General features: G+C 57.1%; 22 protein-coding genes. 14 read left to right on the plus strand and 8 right to left on the minus strand.

Translation table 11 applies throughout. The annotated features are described in order from the left end of the window. The 4 genes from BM300_RS09585 (at window position 1) to BM300_RS09600 (ending at window position 2,511) form a co-directional block, all read left to right on the plus strand. Window positions 1–639 carry a helix-turn-helix domain-containing protein gene (locus BM300_RS09585; RefSeq protein WP_092147325.1) on the plus strand — a complete coding sequence of 213 codons (639 nt, stop codon included), beginning with the start codon at window positions 1–3 and terminating at the stop codon, window positions 637–639. 181 nt (window positions 640–820) lie between these two features. Continuing rightward, on the plus strand, window positions 821–1,402 hold the full coding sequence (locus tag BM300_RS09590) for a hypothetical protein (protein WP_063324972.1): 582 nt from the start codon (window positions 821–823) through the stop codon (window positions 1,400–1,402). Between the two features lie 49 nt (window positions 1,403–1,451). Continuing rightward, window positions 1,452–2,015, plus strand: coding sequence for a GNAT family N-acetyltransferase (locus BM300_RS09595; RefSeq protein WP_092147329.1), 564 nt, complete (start codon window positions 1,452–1,454; stop codon window positions 2,013–2,015). Window positions 2,016–2,109: 94 nt separating this feature from the next. After that, window positions 2,110–2,511: a PaaI family thioesterase gene (locus BM300_RS09600; protein WP_092147332.1), complete on the plus strand. Its 402-nt coding sequence runs from the start codon at window positions 2,110–2,112 to the stop codon at window positions 2,509–2,511. On the opposite strand, the gene BM300_RS09605 is transcribed toward BM300_RS09600, so the two are convergent. Beyond that, window positions 2,504–2,833: a DUF2834 domain-containing protein gene (locus tag BM300_RS09605; protein WP_092147334.1), complete on the minus strand. Its 330-nt coding sequence runs from the start codon at window positions 2,831–2,833 to the stop codon at window positions 2,504–2,506. The two genes, BM300_RS09600 and BM300_RS09605, sit on opposite strands and share 8 nt — an antisense overlap. A 117-nt stretch (window positions 2,834–2,950) precedes the next feature. Between BM300_RS09605 and BM300_RS09610 the strand changes: the two genes are divergently transcribed. From BM300_RS09610 to dapF, 3 genes are read left to right on the plus strand one after another with little or no spacing between them, the layout of a single operon-like run. Continuing rightward, window positions 2,951–3,757, plus strand: a complete 807-nt coding sequence (locus BM300_RS09610; protein ID WP_092147476.1) for a helix-turn-helix domain-containing protein — start codon at window positions 2,951–2,953, stop codon at window positions 3,755–3,757. Between the two features lie 20 nt (window positions 3,758–3,777). Further along, window positions 3,778–4,143, plus strand: a complete 366-nt coding sequence (locus BM300_RS09615; protein ID WP_092147336.1) for a VOC family protein — start codon at window positions 3,778–3,780, stop codon at window positions 4,141–4,143. Then, a complete protein-coding gene (dapF, locus tag BM300_RS09620; RefSeq protein WP_092147339.1) occupies window positions 4,134–4,937 on the plus strand; it encodes a diaminopimelate epimerase in 804 nt (267 codons plus the stop codon). The genes BM300_RS09615 and dapF overlap by 10 nt, the downstream gene beginning before the upstream one ends. Window positions 4,938–5,122: 185 nt before the next feature. On the opposite strand, the gene BM300_RS09625 is transcribed toward dapF, so the two are convergent. Beyond that, complete coding sequence (locus BM300_RS09625; RefSeq protein WP_092225176.1) at window positions 5,123–5,683, minus strand: nucleotidyltransferase family protein; 561 nt, start codon at window positions 5,681–5,683, stop codon at window positions 5,123–5,125. Window positions 5,684–5,784: 101 nt separating this feature from the next. On the opposite strand from BM300_RS09625, the gene BM300_RS09630 reads away from it, so the two are divergent. The 6 genes from BM300_RS09630 (at window position 5,785) to BM300_RS09655 (ending at window position 10,400) form a co-directional block, all read left to right on the plus strand. Then, the gene (locus BM300_RS09630) at window positions 5,785–6,306 is read left to right on the plus strand and encodes a GNAT family N-acetyltransferase (RefSeq protein ID WP_092147342.1); all 522 of its coding nucleotides are present in this window, start codon (window positions 5,785–5,787) and stop codon (window positions 6,304–6,306) included. Window positions 6,307–6,371: 65 nt separating this feature from the next. Further along, window positions 6,372–7,469, plus strand: a complete 1,098-nt coding sequence (locus tag BM300_RS09635; protein ID WP_092462681.1) for a sterol desaturase family protein — start codon at window positions 6,372–6,374, stop codon at window positions 7,467–7,469. Beyond that, complete coding sequence (locus tag BM300_RS09640) at window positions 7,466–8,281, plus strand: suppressor of fused domain protein (RefSeq protein ID WP_092462683.1); 816 nt, start codon at window positions 7,466–7,468, stop codon at window positions 8,279–8,281. Before BM300_RS09635 ends, BM300_RS09640 begins: the two co-directional genes overlap by 4 nt. Window positions 8,282–8,362: 81 nt before the next feature. Continuing rightward, the gene (locus BM300_RS09645) at window positions 8,363–8,977 is read left to right on the plus strand and encodes an alpha/beta fold hydrolase (RefSeq protein ID WP_092348561.1); all 615 of its coding nucleotides are present in this window, start codon (window positions 8,363–8,365) and stop codon (window positions 8,975–8,977) included. Window positions 8,978–9,074: 97 nt separating this feature from the next. Next, window positions 9,075–9,698, plus strand: a complete 624-nt coding sequence (locus BM300_RS09650; protein WP_092348502.1) for an SMI1/KNR4 family protein — start codon at window positions 9,075–9,077, stop codon at window positions 9,696–9,698. 249 nt (window positions 9,699–9,947) lie between these two features. Continuing rightward, window positions 9,948–10,400, plus strand: a complete 453-nt coding sequence (locus BM300_RS09655; protein WP_092147354.1) for a hypothetical protein — start codon at window positions 9,948–9,950, stop codon at window positions 10,398–10,400. A 503-nt stretch (window positions 10,401–10,903) separates the two neighbouring features. Here BM300_RS09655 and BM300_RS09660 read toward each other — a convergent pair. The 5 genes from BM300_RS09660 to BM300_RS09680 all read right to left on the minus strand — a co-directional run bounded on the left by BM300_RS09660 (window position 10,904) and on the right by BM300_RS09680 (window position 15,179). Further along, on the minus strand, window positions 10,904–11,566 hold the full coding sequence (locus tag BM300_RS09660; RefSeq protein ID WP_092147357.1) for a hypothetical protein: 663 nt from the start codon (window positions 11,564–11,566) through the stop codon (window positions 10,904–10,906). 607 nt (window positions 11,567–12,173) lie between these two features. Further along, window positions 12,174–12,860, minus strand: coding sequence for an HD domain-containing protein (locus tag BM300_RS09665; protein ID WP_092348499.1), 687 nt, complete (start codon window positions 12,858–12,860; stop codon window positions 12,174–12,176). A 34-nt stretch (window positions 12,861–12,894) separates the two neighbouring features. Continuing rightward, window positions 12,895–13,284, minus strand: a complete 390-nt coding sequence (locus BM300_RS09670; protein ID WP_092348496.1) for a hypothetical protein — start codon at window positions 13,282–13,284, stop codon at window positions 12,895–12,897. Window positions 13,285–13,347: 63 nt separating this feature from the next. Continuing rightward, window positions 13,348–14,403, minus strand: coding sequence for an alpha/beta hydrolase family protein (locus tag BM300_RS09675; RefSeq protein ID WP_092225132.1), 1,056 nt, complete (start codon window positions 14,401–14,403; stop codon window positions 13,348–13,350). Window positions 14,404–14,501: 98 nt separating this feature from the next. Next, window positions 14,502–15,179, minus strand: a complete 678-nt coding sequence (locus BM300_RS09680) for a phytanoyl-CoA dioxygenase family protein (protein ID WP_092348493.1) — start codon at window positions 15,177–15,179, stop codon at window positions 14,502–14,504. A gap of 144 nt (window positions 15,180–15,323) precedes the next feature. Here BM300_RS09680 and BM300_RS09685 point away from each other — a divergent pair, with 144 nt between their 5' ends. Then, entirely contained in the window at window positions 15,324–15,947 is a 624-nt protein-coding gene (locus BM300_RS09685; RefSeq protein WP_092348490.1) for a hypothetical protein, read from the plus strand. A 657-nt stretch (window positions 15,948–16,604) separates the two neighbouring features. On the opposite strand, the gene BM300_RS09695 is transcribed toward BM300_RS09685, so the two are convergent. Beyond that, window positions 16,605–16,883 carry a short-chain dehydrogenase gene (locus BM300_RS09695; RefSeq protein WP_092348484.1) on the minus strand — a complete coding sequence of 93 codons (279 nt, stop codon included), beginning with the start codon at window positions 16,881–16,883 and terminating at the stop codon, window positions 16,605–16,607. Between the last annotated feature and the right edge of the window lie 539 nt (window positions 16,884–17,422).

Genomic DNA, 17,422 nt, shown 5'->3' on the forward strand with positions numbered 1-17,422 from the left:
ATGAGCGCAGCCCGGAACGACTTTCAAACCGTGATCGCAACGCTTGGCGAGCTACATGCGGTACTGGATCGCCTGCGCGGTGAGTTTGTGCATGGCATCAAGACCCCTGCCGATTATGAGCGTGCGACCGACCTGCTCGATGCGCTCACCGACGGACGCGAACTGAGCAAGACTGAGGCGAAAATTCTCGTTGAGCTCGAGGAGGAAATCCTGGCCTACCAGCGCGACTCCGAACAGTTTCGCGAGTCGAATGCCGCTTTTGAGGCGACCTGCACGCCTGTGCAATTGATCAAGGATCTGATGGAGACGCTCGGGCTCACCGGTTCGGACCTCCCTGAAATCGGTGATAAAACGGCGGTATCCAAAGTGCTCAATGGCGATAGGCCTATCAGCCACAAGATGGCGTATGCGCTGGCGGAGCGGTTTGCGATGGAGCCGAGTGCTTTCTTGACCGCGACCTCAGCAAAGGTGGCGGCTCATATCGAAACTGTTCCTCTTTCCGTTAGCGCTTCAGGCCATTACGTTTTGCACGAGGGCTCTCCGATCGCATGTTCAGTGGAAGAGGCCGGTGTCGGTGAGTACAACGTGGTGACTTCGAAGGGCCATAGAAAGACAGCCAAAGAGCCGGACAAGGGATAGGGCAATCATCTGCTGAAAGGGGCAGGATTGGTTGTCGATTCACGGAAGTTCAGGATGACACGCGTTTCGATACCTCGGCCATTGCAGCCAATCCCCGAACCCTCTATAAAATCCCGCGCTGGCATCGCGTTCTTCTCGACCGTCGTTGGCCCTGGATATCTGACCCGCATGGAGCATCATCGTGAGCCAATCGCCGCACCCCCTCAACTCCCGAACTGACATTTGCCCGCGCATTACGTCCCGCGTCCTGCGATATACCTGGAGCCTCACCTTACTGACCCTGCTCACCGGCTGCGGAGCGCTATCGGACGTCCGCTCTTTTTCCACTCCCTACTCAACGCCTGATGGTGGTGAGACCGCCCGCTTGCGGGTGATCAGCGATGGCATGGTCAGGGCTGTACCCAAGTCCGATTGCGTGGACTTCCGCCTGCCGGGCGCGGGCGTCATGGTGGCGTTCCGCGATGGCTACGCCAATCGCAACGGCGAAAGCCTGGGCATGCCGGATGACGACAAACACTCGTCTTCCACGGTCATGACTGAGCTGCTGGTGCCTGCCGGGCAGCCCATTGCCTTTCATTACATCGGTGCTCAATGCTACAACATGTTCAGCTTTGTCCCTAAGGCAGGGGAGGATTACCAGCTGGATGCTGCGGGGCGTTATGAGTGTGAGGTGAGGCTCAAGCAACTGCCTGCGGCAACGACACAACTTCCCCGTTCATTCTTGAAGGACAGCAAACTCTGCAGGGCGACGGATAACTTTTAGCATGGAGGGTTTTCCAAGGACGCCATAACGTTGAAAAAGGAGTTTCATCATGAGCCCCATCCCCACGTTCCAAACCCGCCGCCTCATCCTCACACCCCTTGAGCTGACGGATGCACCGGCGATCCAACGGCTATTTCCCCATTGGGAAGTGGTCCGTTACCTGGACAGCCGCGTGCCCTGGCCTTACCCGGATGACGGCGCGCTGACGTACGTGCGCGACCATGCGCTCCCGGCTATTGCAGCCGGGCGCGAGTGGCACTGGATGATCCGCATTGCCGAAGAACCGACACAGAGCATCGGCAGCATCAGCCTGTACGACCAGCCCGGCAACAACCGTGGTTTCTGGCTGGCGCCGCAATGGCAGGGAAAGGGCTACATGCGCGAGGCCTGTGAAGCGATCAATGCCTATTGGTTTGAAAACCTTGAACGCCCCGTCATGCAAGTGCCCAAGGCGGTGGGCAACGAGGCTTCGCGCAAAGTTTCGGAGCATGAAGGCATGCGCCTGATCGGGACGCAGCAGGGGGAGTTTGTCTGTGGGTCGTTGCTTAAGGATATCTGGGAAATAACGCGTGAGAATTGGCTTGAGAAAAAGTCCGCGTTGGGATCGAATTGAGCAGAGTCAAATGGGTCAAGTCGCCTGTAAACGACAATTCAACACGGTCGTCGTCAGGATCTATCTGTCGGGTTAACGGATAAAGGAATGTGAAATGGATATTCCACAGGGTTTCAGGCCGTTATTTCGTAGCAGCCCTTTTCTTGACTTACTTGGTCCCTTTTATTATCGGGAAAACTCCGAAGGTTTTACCGTTGGGATTCGGGTGGAGGAGAAACACACCAATGCGCGTGGAATCGCTCACGGAGGATTGTTCATGGCGCTGGCTGATATCGCGCTGGGCTACAGCGCTGCGTTCTCGAAAGATCCGCCTCTTAAGCTCGTGACGACCACGATGACTACTGATTTCGCTGGCTCCGCTAAGATCGGCGATTGGTTGGAGGCTGCCGTAGATATTCAAAAAACCGGTAGTCGATTGGTGTTTGCCAATACCTATATCAGCGCTGGAGAGGAGCGCGTGGTTCGAGCCAGTGCATCTTTTCTGGTGCTCAGCTAGGTGGAGGCTGAACTGGCGATTGACGTCCAAATCCGTTAACGACGATGTACAACAGCGGACCGATTGATACGAAGATCGCCGTGATCAGGAAGTAAGGCAGCAACGAGGTGAGCGACCTGCCTTTCGAACGTGTGTCCCGGTACATCCAGATGCACGCCATGCTAGCGAGCAGATAAAGGTCGATGACTACCTGCGCGGTGTCCGGGCTGGACATGAGCCTGACGCCGAATTCCAGGAGCGATTGCTCGGCGAGAAACACAGTACTCGCCGTGTAAATTGAAAAAAGCAGGAGCGCGACAAGTGCAACGTAGGGTCTTTTCACTTTACCTCCTTGGACTCGTTCATGGGGCAATAGAGGTAGGCTAGTGATTTGACCGTCATGGTTTCAATGACCTCTGAGGTCATGGACGCCACTCACCCGCAATGCCAGAGTCAACGGATGACCAGTCGACCTTTTTCTCGAACAACGCCACCAACCTCGGCCGGTGCGCAACTGCGTCACTTGCGCCAACAGGCCGGGCTGAGTCAGTTGGACTGTGCACTGATAACAGGGTTATCTCAGCGTCACCTTAGTTGCATCGAGACGGGGCGCGCCAAGCCAAGCCCTGGCACTCTGCATAACTTGTTGACTGCCCTGGATGTACCTTTGGAGCGATGCAACGACATCTTCATCGCCAGTGGTTATGCCCCTCGCTACGAAACGACGCCGCTCACGTCGTCGTCAATGGAAGTGGTACGTGATGCCATTAATCATGTACTTCACGCCAATAACCCCGCTCCGGCGATTGTTCTGGGTCCCCAATGGGACATCCTTGCAGCCAACACCAGCGCGGGTGTTCTGTTCGATCTGGTGGGTCTTGCCAGGGATGCGCCTGATGGGCTCAACCTCTTGGTGACACTGCTGCAACCCGGTGGCTTGGGCGATCATTTGAGTAACGCCGAGGAAATAAGATTAGTGGCCTGGCAACGGGCGTCTCGGGAAGCCTTGAGTAATCCCGCGTTGGCTGAGATTCTGAAGAGTCTGCCGGCCCCACACAGCTCTGCGGCGCTGGTTAACGAGCTGCCTCCGCTGTTGCTGACGCGAGTCGACTCTCCCCACGGTGAGCTGAAGTTCATGTCAACGTTCACAACCTTCGGCATGCCGCTCGACATCACCATGAGCTCATTGCGTATCGAACATCTGATTCCTGCCGACGCGAAGACCTGGGAGGTGATGACTAAGGCATATGAGCAGGCACAACACTAATAATGATCAAGGAAGAACCCATGCAGCCGTCACTCAATCGAATCATGTTGTATGTCCGGGACGTTCAAGCGACCTGCGATTTTTATGAGCGTCATTTCGGTTTTACCAGTCAACGAAAAACCGATGACCGCGTCACCGAATTGAGCCCTGCAAACGGTGGCGCGATCCTGATGGTTCACCCGGCAGGTAAGGCCGTTAAAACAGGGCAAGTCACGGTAAAGCTTGTCTTTGATCTTCAGGACGTCGAGGGTTTCAAGGCCAAGTGCCTGGCCCAAGGCCTGAGGTTTGGCGCTACGCACAGGGCGGACGGTTACTCTTTCGCCAACGCCAAAGACCCTGACGGTAATTCGATTTCCATCTCCAGCAGGGCGTTTGCATGCCGCTGAACTTTCAAAAGATGCATGCCAATGGCGATGATTTCGTTATCGTCGATTCGCGACATTCGGCCAACCCGGTGACGAGTGCCATGGCCCAGCGAATGGGGGATCGGAACCGGGGTGTGGGCTTCAACCAACTCGCGGTGTTGCTCGATTGCGACGATGCCGATGCCCGCGTGATGTTCTGGAACGCGGATGGCTCCGCGCTGGACGTTTGTGGCAGTGCGACGCGGGGTGCGGCGGCTATGCTGATGCGCGAAGCAAATGTTGCTTCGGTAGCGCTGCGCACTAACCGAGGCCTGCTGACGTGCGAGCGTACCCCAACCGGCGACATTTCCGTCGACATGGGTGTGCCGCTTTTCCACTGGTCGGACGTTCCTTTGGCCCAAGAGCTGGACACCGCTGTGTTGCCACTTGCCGGCGCTCCAGCCGCGTGCAGCATGGGAAATCCGCACTGCACCTATTTTGTCGATGATCTGGCAACCGTTGATATCGCGACCATCGGCCCAGCCATTGAAACCAACGCGCTGTTCCCACTCAAGACCAACGTTCATTTCGTCCAGATCATTGATCGCACGCATATTCGCTTGCGCATCTGGGAACGCGGGGCGGGTATTGCGCTGGGTTCGGGATCTTGCTCGTGTGGCGCGGTTGTCAATGGGATTCGTCGTGGTTTGTTGGACCCGCGCGTTGAGGTTGAATGTGATGGTGGAAGCGTGACGGTTCAATGGGACGGCGTGGGCGCGGTCTTTCTTATCGGGCCGGTGGAAGTGAGTTTTTCGGGGATGATGAGTCAGGGCTGAGTCGGTAGGTGTTTCAATCCTGGAGCAGGGATTTGCAACACGTTCCGTGGCGAGGGAGCTTGCTCCCGCTCGACGGCGTAGCCGTCGTAGACTGGTTGATGCCGTTTGTCTGGAAGACCGTTTGGGGGCGGCTTCGCCGCCCAGCGGGAGCAAGCTCCCTCGCCACAGGATTATGGCGGTTTGCATCATTTCTCCATAATCCTGAGCCACGGCCAGCGAGCCTGATAACTTTTCGCCTTCTCATCGAACAAATCGGGCTGGGGGTTCTTTGGATTGATACGAAGAACACCTTGCTCGACGTCGTCCAGGCCATAGGGCGCATAGACCTCACCGGTCTCAACATCCAGTCCAATACACGTACCGGCAACCAAGTAACGATCAATGCCATCCCTGGCCGACTGAAGTTGAGGATAAGGCTTGCCAAACCGCCGACCGTACCAAAGATGGACGCGAGCCTGGTTCTTGATCTCGATGTTGACGTCGAGGTCCTGGAAGACACGCTGGGCGGCGTTGATGACTTCGTTCTCGGCTTCCCAAGACAGATCAGGGTCGAAGTAAAAAACGTCGTAATCCTTCACGCCCCAAGCCGGTGGCCGTTGTGACTGATGATTCCAGACGGCTTGGAACAGGCAGCCAGCGGTGAGCATGCATTGATTCAAACCGAGTGAGGGTAAGCGCGAGGTGATTTGCGCGTTGATTGGATTGGCCATTGCTATCCTGACCAAACGTTCGACCGTCAATGTCATATTCATCCTTTTGGAATCGGTCCGGTCCTGGCGCCCCGACAGATGTTTGAGCAAAATCAGGTGAGCCAAGGCACCCAGTACATAGATATCAAGGACGCCCAATGATATTGCAAAGCAGGCCAGTGATGGCTGATGACATCAAGACCCTCTGTAACTTTGCGCAGGACGCTCGGGAACTGTTCCATATGTTCCCGAAAGCCCAATACCCTCTGACTGAGGCTCAGTTGGCTGAGGCTATCGCCCAACGATTCGATTCGACGGTCATCGAGGCTGGGAACCGTGTCGTTGGTTTTGCGAACTTCTATCGGGCCGAAAAAGATGGGGTTTGCTGTATCGGCAATGTCATCGTTGCCCAAGAGGCGCGAGGCAAAGGCGTTGCCAGTTTTCTTGTGGAAACGATGACGGCCTTGGCGTTCGACCGCTATGACGCCACTGAGGTGCAGGTATCGTGTTTCAATGAAAATACGGCGGGCTTGCTGCTTTATCCAAAGCTGGGCTTTTTGCCCTTTGCTGTCGAAGAGCGAGTTTCTCCAGATAATCGTAGAACCGCACTCATCCATATGCGTCGTGTTAGATCGGGCCGCCCCTGGGTTCTTTTGAGCGGTCTCCCAGAAAATGCCTGAAAACCCAAGCCCATCCCAACGCGACTGATTTACAATGCCGTTCCTTCGACAGAGAGCGGCCGTTCGTGGATGCGTTTTCCCTTGTCTATCAACACCTGGGCGCATGGGTAATCGAACCCGTCACCCAGCAGTTCCTCGGCATTTTCAACCTGAACGGCCGCCTCGGGGTCTTGTTTCTCTGCGCCTCCTACGGTGTCGCCTATGGCCTGTTCCGTTTCAGAAAACACCGCGGCCTGACCGATGCCCGTTCGTTCTGGCAATTCATTGGCGGCAATCAGGTGCATCTGCACCGTTCGGCACTGCTGGACTATCGCTACTACTTCGTCCGGGCGATTCTCAAGATTGCCTTGGTGTTGCCCATTGTTCATCTGGTTGATCCGTACATCCTGCGCTCCGGGGATTACCTGGCTTTTTTCAGCAACCTCTGGGGCGCGCGTCCGCGTCTGGGGGAGAACCTTTCGCTCGCCTTGCTCTATGGGCTGGGGGTGTTCCTGGTGAAGGATTTCGTCCACTACTGGGCGCACCGGGCGTTTCATTCGCGCTGGCTCTGGGCGTTTCACAAGGTGCATCACTCGGCGCCAGTGCTGGTGCCGGCTACGGCCAGTCGGGTGCATTTTGTGGAAAAGATCGTCGAGAAGCTCGGCATCACCGCCTGCATGGGCCTCTTCGCGGGCGGCTTCTGGTATGTCTGTGGTGGTGAGATCAGCCGCTACACGTTGTTCGGTGTGACGTACCTGGTGTTCATCTTCAATAGCCTGGCGGCCAACTTGCGTCACACCCATGTCTGGTTGTCCTTTGGCCCGGTGCTGGAACATGTGCTGAACAGTCCGGCCCAGCACCAGATCCACCACAGCGATGCACCGCGCCATTTCAATCGCAATTTCGGAGTCAACCTGTCGCTGTGGGACTGGATGTTCGGCACGCTCTATGTCACCCGCTCGCAGCCCGAGCACTTGCATTTCGGCACCGGAGAACAGGACCACGCGCGTTACCTGACGGTGTATAGCCTGATTGTCACGCCTTTCGTTGAAACTGCCCGCAAGTGCCTGCCCGCGTTTTCATATCAACGCCAACACGCCACAATGCGCCCAACGCCTGCCCTTGGATCAGCGAATGCTGACACAGATGAGGCTCAGCGAAAAACCAGCAAGGAACGCCCATGAATTTTTTCAAGAAGCTCTTCGGCTCATCGAAAGCCCCTGAAACCCAAGACGACCAGCCTGCACCGCAACCCCATGAGCTTGGCGACCTGACCGAGGCTGAGGCCGCCAATCTGGCCGTCCGGGAAGCTGGCGCAGCGTGCCTGGATCGTCATTGGAGCGCTGTCGGCACGGTCGAGCGGGATGTCCTTGCCTACCTGATCAGCCCGACCTTTTCCGGCGGCCCGTACTGGCCTTCGACCCGCCAGGCCTACCGCGTGGTGCGCCGTGGCGACGCGATCATCCTCGCCACTGAAGGCCTGTCCGATCCATTCGATGATACGGAAGGAATGGGCAACGGTTTCGAGATGGAATTGTTTGTCGAAACCGCGAATATCCCCGAGCACGCCTATGGCCCCGTGGGAGAGGTCGATCCGTTCAAACGCAGCTGGGCATTCGAGTTGTTGGAGCACGTCGCCAAAACGGTGGCCGACGCGGGCGGCATCACCCATCAACTCGACCAGCACGGGGCGCTATCCCTTGAGCTTCCCGGGCTGAGCCAATCCCATCACATGAGCGATCAACTGCCCAAGCTCTTCGTGACCGATGACGACTCCACCGGCGTTCTGCTCGGCGCCCCGGCACCGGATTTTCCTACCCAACTGGATGACATGCCCTTGTCTCCGGTCAGATTGGTGCCGGTGGTATTGATTACGGCGGCGGAGCTGGAATACGTGCGTTCGGGAGGGCGAGCGGCGCGGGAGGATCTGGTGAGTCGTTTGAAGGCGGCGGGCGTTGGGCATATGAGCAGCCTGCATCGGGCGAGTGTGGTGTGAGGCTGGAGCCGGTCATTGAACCTGCTGGTATCCCTTTGGCCTCCTGCTGACTCTTTCAATCCCATTTTCAAGGACGAACCCGTGACCGCATCCCCCGCCAAACTCATCTTCTTGCCCGGCGCCTCAGGCAACACCCAATTCTGGCATCCGGTGGCTGAGCGCTTGGCCCACCTGGCGCAGCCAGTTCATATCGGCTGGCCCGGCTTTGGAGACACACCGCCCATGCCTGGCGTGACCGGCATGAGTGACCTGGTGGCGCGTGTGCTGGCCGAGATCGACCAACCCACAGCGCTTGTGGCGCAATCCATGGGCGGTATCGTCGCGGTGCTCGCAGCACTTGAACGCCCTGAGCTGATCACCCACCTGGTGCTGACCGTCACCTCGGGCGGGGTGGACATGTCGGCGCTGGGCGCATACGACTGGCGCCCGGATTTTGCGGCGGCCAACTCGACACTGCCGAGTTGGTTTCTCGACGACCGCACCGACCTCACATCCCGCTTGGTCGAGTTGCGCATGCCGGTCCTGCTGCTCTGGGGCGACGCTGATCCGATCAGTCCCGTTCGCGTCGGCCAGTACCTTGCCCAACTGTTGCCCCGCGCTGAACTGCACGTTTTCCCTGGCGCCGATCACAACCTGGGCTTTACTCACGCAGATGAGGCAGCGAGGCTGATCGAGAGACATCTGGCCAGCGAGTGAGCGCAGCACTTGCCGCTTGTTATCGATGCGTCGGACTGATTGTGCGACGCGGTGTGTTTCAAGACCTCTAGGGTCCCAATACCTTTTCGAGACAACAATGACTGACTACCGCGGACTCATCCTCGAAGATACCCGTGAAGGCGCCACCGACCGCGCCATCGCGCAACTGGAAGCCCGCCTGGGTGCCCGCTTGCCGGACGACTATCGCCAATTCCTCAAGACCTGCAACGGCGCCTACGTGGAATACGATGTGCTGGCGACCCTGGCCAATGGCGACGAGGAGCTACTGAGTTTTTCACTGTACGGGCTGGACCCGGACAAAGAGTATGAATCCAACCCCTTCGAACTGGAGCAACTGCGTGCGCAGCCCGGCTTCCCTGCAACGGGATTGCTGCCGATCGGTCGCGACGGCGGCGCGAGTATCTTGCTGCTGGACCTGCGGGAAGGGCGCCAGGACGTGGCGGCGATGGTGGCGGGCTTACCTGCCTGGACTGGGCGCCGCCAGCAGGGCGATGAGTACGTGGTGCTGGCGGATTCTTTCAATGGCTATCTGGATTCGCTGCATTTATCGGAAGAGCGGATCCAGGAGCATATCAATCACTTCATGATCAGCCCTGAGAGTATTGAGGCGACGTTGGAGTGGTTGGATAAGGGGAGCCCGGGCTGGCGGGAGCGGTATCGGGAATTGTGGAATGCGAGGGTTGTGGATCGGTTGATTTGAAGGCTGAGTGGTGGGTGAATTTCGCTTTTATGGGTGTAACAGTAGGCCCCTTTTGGATCGAAAGCAGCCGGTCATGACTGACCGCTTTCGGACAAAAGCGGTCAGTCATTATTTGAAAAAAACCGGGGTGGCTCAAAGGTTATGAGCCACGATGGATATTTTGGAAGCTTCGCCATCTCAAGAGTAATCAAGGAGGCTGGAGTAAAATAAAATTGATGTGCTTATTCATAGTTGGTTGATGAGGGCTGCATGGATAATTTTGAAGGGGTAGACGAGCAATTGCTGGCGCGTCGCAAGGCTGGTTTCGCAGCATTCACGTCCGAGCGCCTGCCGGTGCTCCATGATTTCTGCAGCAGCTTGGGGTTTGAACAACCTCACGAGGTCTTGAACACTCCTTGGAGTTTTTTGGCTCAATTGGACAGCGGTTTTCGAAGTGCAGTGATTAGCCAGGCCAACCGTGTATGGTTCATTACTCGTATCGGTTACTACATCGGCGAGTACCTGGCGACACAGTATGACGGGTATTGGCAGATCGACGAAGACCCGGCGTCGCCGACCTTCGCACGTTATGTGGTCGGCGGTTTTTCCCTCGACGGGGTGACCACGCCAATGATCGATCCAATGGAGATGGCTCGGGTGTACGCCGATACGCCCATACCCAGGTCCCTGGCTGAGGAAATTGATAAAGTGTTGGTCAGGTAAACGTGATGACTGAGGATTGGAGCCTGAAACACGCAGCCAACGAACGTGCACCAGCACCGGAACTTCGGTTCACTTGATTGAGTAGCGCAAGGCAAGTGATCTGCGCCGCCTCTTTGCAATAGGCCAGTCGCGGGTCCTGATGCTCGATCAGGTAAATGCTGATCGGCAGAGAATTGCGGGGGCTTCGCCCGTCAGGCGGCAGATCAACTGTGAGACCTAGCGCTTCAAGACCGGTACCAACAGCATATGCCGTTTCGCCCCGCCTTCGCTCAGTACCACACACCGTTGGACACACGTAGCAGGGGGGCAAGGGGGGCGCCGGTTTTTGCTGTTCTGCCGGTGCCAATCGTAGGGGCTGTACTCCGCGAGACAACCACCGTCGTCTACGACTTCAGCCCAAGGCCGCTGATGGCCGATTGCTGTCTATTGGGACGAGCAACAACCCAAAGCGGATATTGGCAAGTTGCGAGTGTTAGCCGGCTCGGTTCCTAGTGGACACACATTCACCGCATCCAAGCACGAAGAGCTTCGAACTCGGTTGGGTTCGGATGGCGTAGTCGGGCGGCTAACGATTCCTCTTCTTCTTGAGAGATGAAGGCTTTGACAATTTTCGAGATGCCTCGAGGGCCAGCCTGGTAATTTATGGCGACACACTGTCGACTAAACAGGGCCTGAAGAAGCGCATAGTCTGCGGGCAGCAAAGCCGTTTCGATCAATGCCACTTCACTTTTCAGTGCGATACTGAAGTCCATTTGAGGCGGTAGCCAAGATAAGTCCGTAGCGACGCGCACGTATTCCCTTGTCACGAACGACGAGATATCGGCATGGGTAAGTGGGGATGGCTGAGCAAAATGAAGTACCTGAGCAATCCCCGAAGTCCCGTTTTCCAATCGAACCAGGCAGTAAGGCTCACCGCCGCCTGTAGCCGCAAAGGGAAGAAAGGTTCGACCTTGCTGGTCATCAGGGTTAAGCCACTCATTGATTTCTCGTTCTGCTTCTTCGGCATCGAGCCAGTGAAAATCTACAAGGCTACTCAGTGCAGCCTTTGAAGGGGGGGTATGCGCAATTCCCATGAGTGCTGCGAGGCGTTCTGGAAATTCAATGTCAATTCTGTGTGCAAGATTTTGAAAGGCTTCGACGACTGCTACAGCTTGTCCATAATTCAAAGTAGAAGAATCTCCATATCTGATCGCAGCGTAATCGAAGTCTGGAATTTAAATCAACGCCCTCGATTTCCAAACTTGACGTGCTGTCCATGTGAACCGCCATTGTCGGTGCGCTCGCAGGATCCTACAAAGCTACAGCTAGAGGTGCAAGCACCCTAAATCCACTGACCGCTTTTGGCCGTATGCTGCCTATCGCTAAGGCTCGCAATCGGCCAAAAGTAGTCATCCGATCTCGTTTTTTAGCTATCTTCTGGTCATGCGAAATGACCCACCCTTCGATTTCTTCAGAGGTCGGTCCATGAATTCGAATCTTACAATCTCAAATTTTTTGGGTCCGTGATGTGGGGATTCACCTACAGGTCTGATGCAGCGTTGCAGGGCGGTCTGGGATACCCCTTAGCAAATTTGACCGACCTGATGGTTGCCACTTTTTTGAATCAGGACATCGCTGTCACGCAGATGCTTCGTAGATGCTTATAGAAGCAAAGCGCCGCATAAAAGAGCAGGAACGAGATGGGAGCGAGTACTTTGAGGGCCAGCTTCTCGAAGCCATGAAGAGCGTGCAGTCAGGGGAGTAAGTTATCCCTTCGCCGCTTGAATCCAGTCCTCAGTCGAGACGTTCGATGGCGCGTGCAAGATTTGCGCGTGCCTGCTGCTCGAATGCGTCGAAGTACGCCGCAGTCGTATAGATGCGCTCGCGCGCCAGGAAGCCTTCAAGGACCTGGCGCCGTTTTTGGCGGTACACCGGCAGGGGCACAAATTGGTACTCGCGGCGAATTTGTTGGTCGTATTCCTCGAACCGTTCGAACGACGCTCCAAGGATCGCCAGATCCGTGTCCACCAACACCGCTTCGTCTGTCGATGCCGGGGCGCCGTCGTGTCGCGTCACCATGATCAGGTTGTAAAGCCTGTGTCTCGTTTCATCGCCCAGGCCACTATCACGTGCCACGTGGTCCAACCATTGCGCACTGCGCAGTTCGTTGTCGCTGCGAAGGGGGTCGTAGATCGCATCATGGAACCATAGTGCGAGGTCGATTTCGGCGGGGGCCTGGCACGCCGCGTTGACGAATCGGCGCACTTGAAGGCATTCCTTCAGATGCTGGAGGTTATGGTAGGCGCGGTGCGGCTCGCAGTAGTGTCGAATGGGTTCTTCGTATGTCTCGCGTGACACGCGTACGACGCCAAGCTCCGCCCAGACGCGAGCCCAGGCGTCGAAACCCGTGACATCAGCCGCGTCTAGGTCGCCGTGTGTGCTGGCCGTGAATAGACCGTTCTCTTCTGGCGAACCCGTCATCGTTTCTCCTGCGCTTCAAAAATGAAAAAGGTATTTATTGGGCATCACCCGCCGGTTCATCTTCGACATCTTCCGGTGGCGCTCCGTAAGGTGCGCCAATCTCGACCCGATCAGCCTTTACCCAACCGGTATAGTCGTCGCCGCTCTTGGCGATGAAGTTCACTTCCAGCCACGATTCATCTTCAAGGCTGGAGTAAACGGTGAGAGAGTCGCCGGGTATTACGAAAATCTTCTTATTGGCACAGGCTTCATCTGGCGCTTCGTGGAAATACAGGCGCCCGGTACCAATGACCTTGCCTTGCACTGACGGATGAAACTCAGGCACCGTTCCGGAGATCTTTTCCGCCAGGGCAGAACAGTTGACAGCGGCCTGGCTCAGGCTGCTGAAAAGGCACAGGCACAATACGCTTGAGCGCAGGTACATCTTGGCGAATTCCGTTTGGGGTGGAGGCGTAAAGGATAGTTCGAACACTGCGCAGGTGATCGGTTACAAACTGCCTTTTTTGTCTGCAGGTGATTGCGCCAGAAACTCCGCTATCAGCGATGCGACCTGCTGCTGAATCACCTCCCGAGCACGACCGCCATCACCATCCCGACAAATGATCTCATCCCCCGGCACTTCCTCCTCAAGCATTTCCTCCGCCCCGGGTTTACACATCGACATGAAGCTGAAATGGCTCGCATCGCTGATTTCGATGTAACGGCTAGACGCTGGGGGCAGGCGCTTGGCCAGGTTGGCAGATTCCAACTCAGCGGGAAGTTCTTGCGACGGTACTCCGGCAGCGATCACCAGAGCGGGGACAGGCAGCGCGGCCAAGCTTTTATCGGTCAGGCCCCGTGAAAGGCCGAGGTCCAATGTCACCACCGCAGTGACGCGTTTATCGCGCCAAGCGGCGGCCAGTTCGGCCTTTGATTCAGCGGTGCTGGCGGGGTTCATCTGTTCGTAAACGGTGCAGCTGGCTAGCTGCGGGTGGGTTTTACAGTCTTGGGCGAAGCGCTCTGGGTCGAAGCGAGCGCCGCCGATCTCCAGGGCCGTCCAGCCTCCGAGTGAATGGCCCACGGCTGCAATTCGACCATTGGCCACCCGGCCAAATTTTTCAGGCTGGGTCGTGACCGCATCGATGGCTCGACGCAGATCAACGGGCCGCAGCCATAACTGCGCCGCCGCTTGGGGGCTGCGGTCATGGGTGGTGCTGCCGGGGTGGTTGACGGCGGCGACGATGTAACCCTTCTGGGCCAACGCACTGGCCAGCCAGATCTGGTTGCTCCAGTTACCCCTGTATCCGTGAGAGAGCACCACCAATGGATGTTCGCCGGCCGTTGGCGGCGCGTTACGCACGGCAGACGCGCCGACAAATACCGCGTTATCGGCGATCAGTTGCGCGGTTTCGGTCGTTGCGCCGGGGTACCAGACGACCATCTCCAGTGCGCGGCCATTGTGCGGATCCGGCAGGGTGGAAGATTGGAAACCGATGGGGTTCTCGCCAGCCAATGCGGTTGTTGTCAGGCAGGCCAACAACAGGGCGCCGAAAGCTGTTTTCAATGTCGTTTCTTCCTTGATTAGACGAATGGGGGGCGATGAGCACGGGCATTAAAGCTCAGATTCGAACCGCTGCGCATGATTTTCATCAACCCGAGAAACTAGTCCCCGAAAGCAAACTCCGACGGTGCGAATCGGTCGCTGGTGTCCATACGAATATTGCGCAGCGCCACGGTTTCCAAGTGTGACGCGTAGAGCGACTCCGAGAAATAGCTGATCAGAATGGAACGACGGCGTGCACCGATCACGTTCAGGCTGCCTGCATGCACCAGATCGACATCGAACACCAGGATGTCACCGGCAGAGCCTGAAAGCTGTATGGCGCCTGACTCGTCATTGAAGTCGAAGGGCGGGGCATCCGGCTCGGGGCGGTGGCTGCCGGGGACGATCCGTGTCGCGCCGTTTTCGGGGCCGTAATCGTCGAAGAAAGCCAGGGCGATGACGATGTCGCCTGGCCGTTGGGCTGACAAGTCGCGGTGCAGTTGTTGGTGACCGTTACCCGCCAGGGGCTCGCGGCCTTCCACTTGGGAGAGGAAGAACCGCTCGCCGATCAACTCACCTGCCACAGCCAGTAGCTGGGGTAGGCGACACACGGCCTGAATCTTTGAATCATCGTCCAGCATCGAATAGCGCCAGTCCATGCCGCGGGGCACTGGCCATTGGTCCGACGGTCGCACGCCTGCATCGAACACGGCACGAAGGTCGGCCAGCCACTCGTTCGGGATTGCTTGACGGAGCAGGGCGTAGCCGTCTTGGTGGAGTTGTTTGTGGTCAGCCATGGTTCGTCCTTGGGCGGGCATTTGGAAGGCTAGTCTGTAAACCAAAGTGGGACCACCCGACATTGGTAAAGGACGGCGACCAGAGACAATCCCGGTAGGTTTGCAGTTATCATCCAGCCACCATCCAAGAAAAGGACTTCACTGATGAAGCGTTTGTTCGCCTGCACCCTCCTGACACTGGCCGTCATCGGCTACGCCAACGCCGACCAGAGCACCTTCGAAGAAACGAACCAGTGTTCGGAAGATATCGATTGTCAGGGCGATTTCATCTGCAAAAACGGCCAATGCGACAGCCCTCAGCTCCAGCGAAGCCCTGTTGCAAAAACCACCGCCAAGACTCAAGCCGCACCACCCGCGCCTCCGGGTGTTGCCTATCAACCGCTGCCCGTCAATACCGAGCGTGCCGGACCTTTCACGACGCAGACTGAGGCGATGGCAACTGCGCTGAATTACCAATCGCGAGCGGGTGTGATGAACGTCATGGAATCCATCGTCGAGCAGGCCGAGTACACCGGTTATGTGACGATTGAAAAGGCTTATACGTTTGGTCCGAACAAGTATGTTCTGGTGGTTTCCACGGGGGAGGGTGGCAATGCTTGCCCGGCGTCGACCTATGTATTCAGTTTCGACACCCAGGCCGAGCGCGTTGATGGCAAGCGTGAAGTGGACGGGTGTTCTGAGTTGGTCGAGGCCATGGCGGAAGGGAACAAGCTCATGGTCAAGAAGGAAGGCGCTGCGACTGTTGTTTATAACGGGATTGTCGAGTAGTTCAGGTCGACGATGCACCGGTGGCGAGGGAGCTTGCTCCCGCTTGAGTGCGCAGCGCTTACAAAAGGGGCCGCTGCGCAGCCCAGCGGGAGCAAGCTCCCTCGCCACAGTTGTGTGTTCACAGCTTTGGTGTTGGCGGTGTCATGAGGTTCAGCATTAAAAAGTCCGCGTTGCCAATGAAGAGGTCTGCCCGACGCTGACCAATCCGAATAGCGCACCATCAATCACGCCGTACACAACCCCGTGGCGAGGGAGCTTGCTCCCGCTGGACTGCGCAGCAGTCCTGAAACCGGCGGATGCGATTTGCCTGGTTCGCTGCGCCAAAGTCTTTGGGGCTGCTGCGCAGCCCAGCGGGAGCAAGCTCCCTCGCCACAGTTGTGTGTTCACAGCTTTGGTGCTGGCGGTGTCATGAGGTTTAGCATTAAAAAGTCCGCGTTGCCAATGAAGAGGTCTGCCCGACGCTGACCAATCCGAATAGCCCACCATCAATCACGCCGTACAAAACCCCGTGGCGAGGGAGCTTGCTCCCGCTGGACTGCGCAGCAGTCCTGAAACCGGCTGGTGTGATTTGCCTGGTTCGCCGCGCCAAAGTCTTTGGGGCCGCTGCGCAGCCCAGCGGGAGCAAGCTCCCTCGCCACAGGTTGTCGGCGGGCAGGCTTATAGGGGGGAACCTGCCGGTGCCGCATCCAATCTTCGGGCAATCACATCCATCACGTCGCACCCATCACGCAGTGGGATGCAGCACAGTTGTGCGAGGTCCTGAAGGGTTGCGGGATCGATGGTCAATTCATCACGCATCGCCAGATTCTCCAGGAATTGGGTGGCGGCACGGATTCGATAGGCGGCTGAGTCGAGCAGGATGTGTAGCGGGGCGGTGGTATCGACGTAGAGGGGTTGATCGTCGGCGTTGCTGGTAAGGCCCATATATCGGTTCATATCAATTCCTTGTGTCATGAATGAACTGCCACACTTTGTCGCCAAACAAAGGGTGGCAGCTGTACGCAGGTTGGCGAACCGGAGACACAAGGAGCCGGCAGACCCGAAGGTCTCCCGCGCACAGCTGCCATAAAGCAGTTTCTGTGAGCACGAGTGTGCTTCTGCCACAGCAGAAAACACCGTTGCAATTGTGTCAATCGAGTCGCCAAACCCGGTCGCCATCTGGGCGACGCGAAGACTATAGTCACCGCCGCAAAAAATACGCAAGGGATTGATAGCGAAGGGGATTCCCAATCATGTGTAGGACGTTGCCACAGCCGTAAGTATCTGAGCTATATGTCTTACAACTGAGCAAGCCCCTCACTTACATCGGGCTAAATCCCAACGATATGTAGGATATTTCTGTAGCCTCACCGCCCGTATCTGCCCATTACCCCCCATTTGCCCCCCGACGCCTCCCACAATCCAATCGCGCATTCCCATCCGGCGCGGGATAATACGGCCCTGCTTGGGGTCATAAGCGTTTCCCCCTCGTTGGT

Origin of the sequence: Pseudomonas sp. NFACC46-3 (assembly GCF_900114515.1) — a bacterium.
GTDB classification, from domain to species: domain Bacteria; phylum Pseudomonadota; class Gammaproteobacteria; order Pseudomonadales; family Pseudomonadaceae; genus Aquipseudomonas; species Aquipseudomonas fluorescens_Q.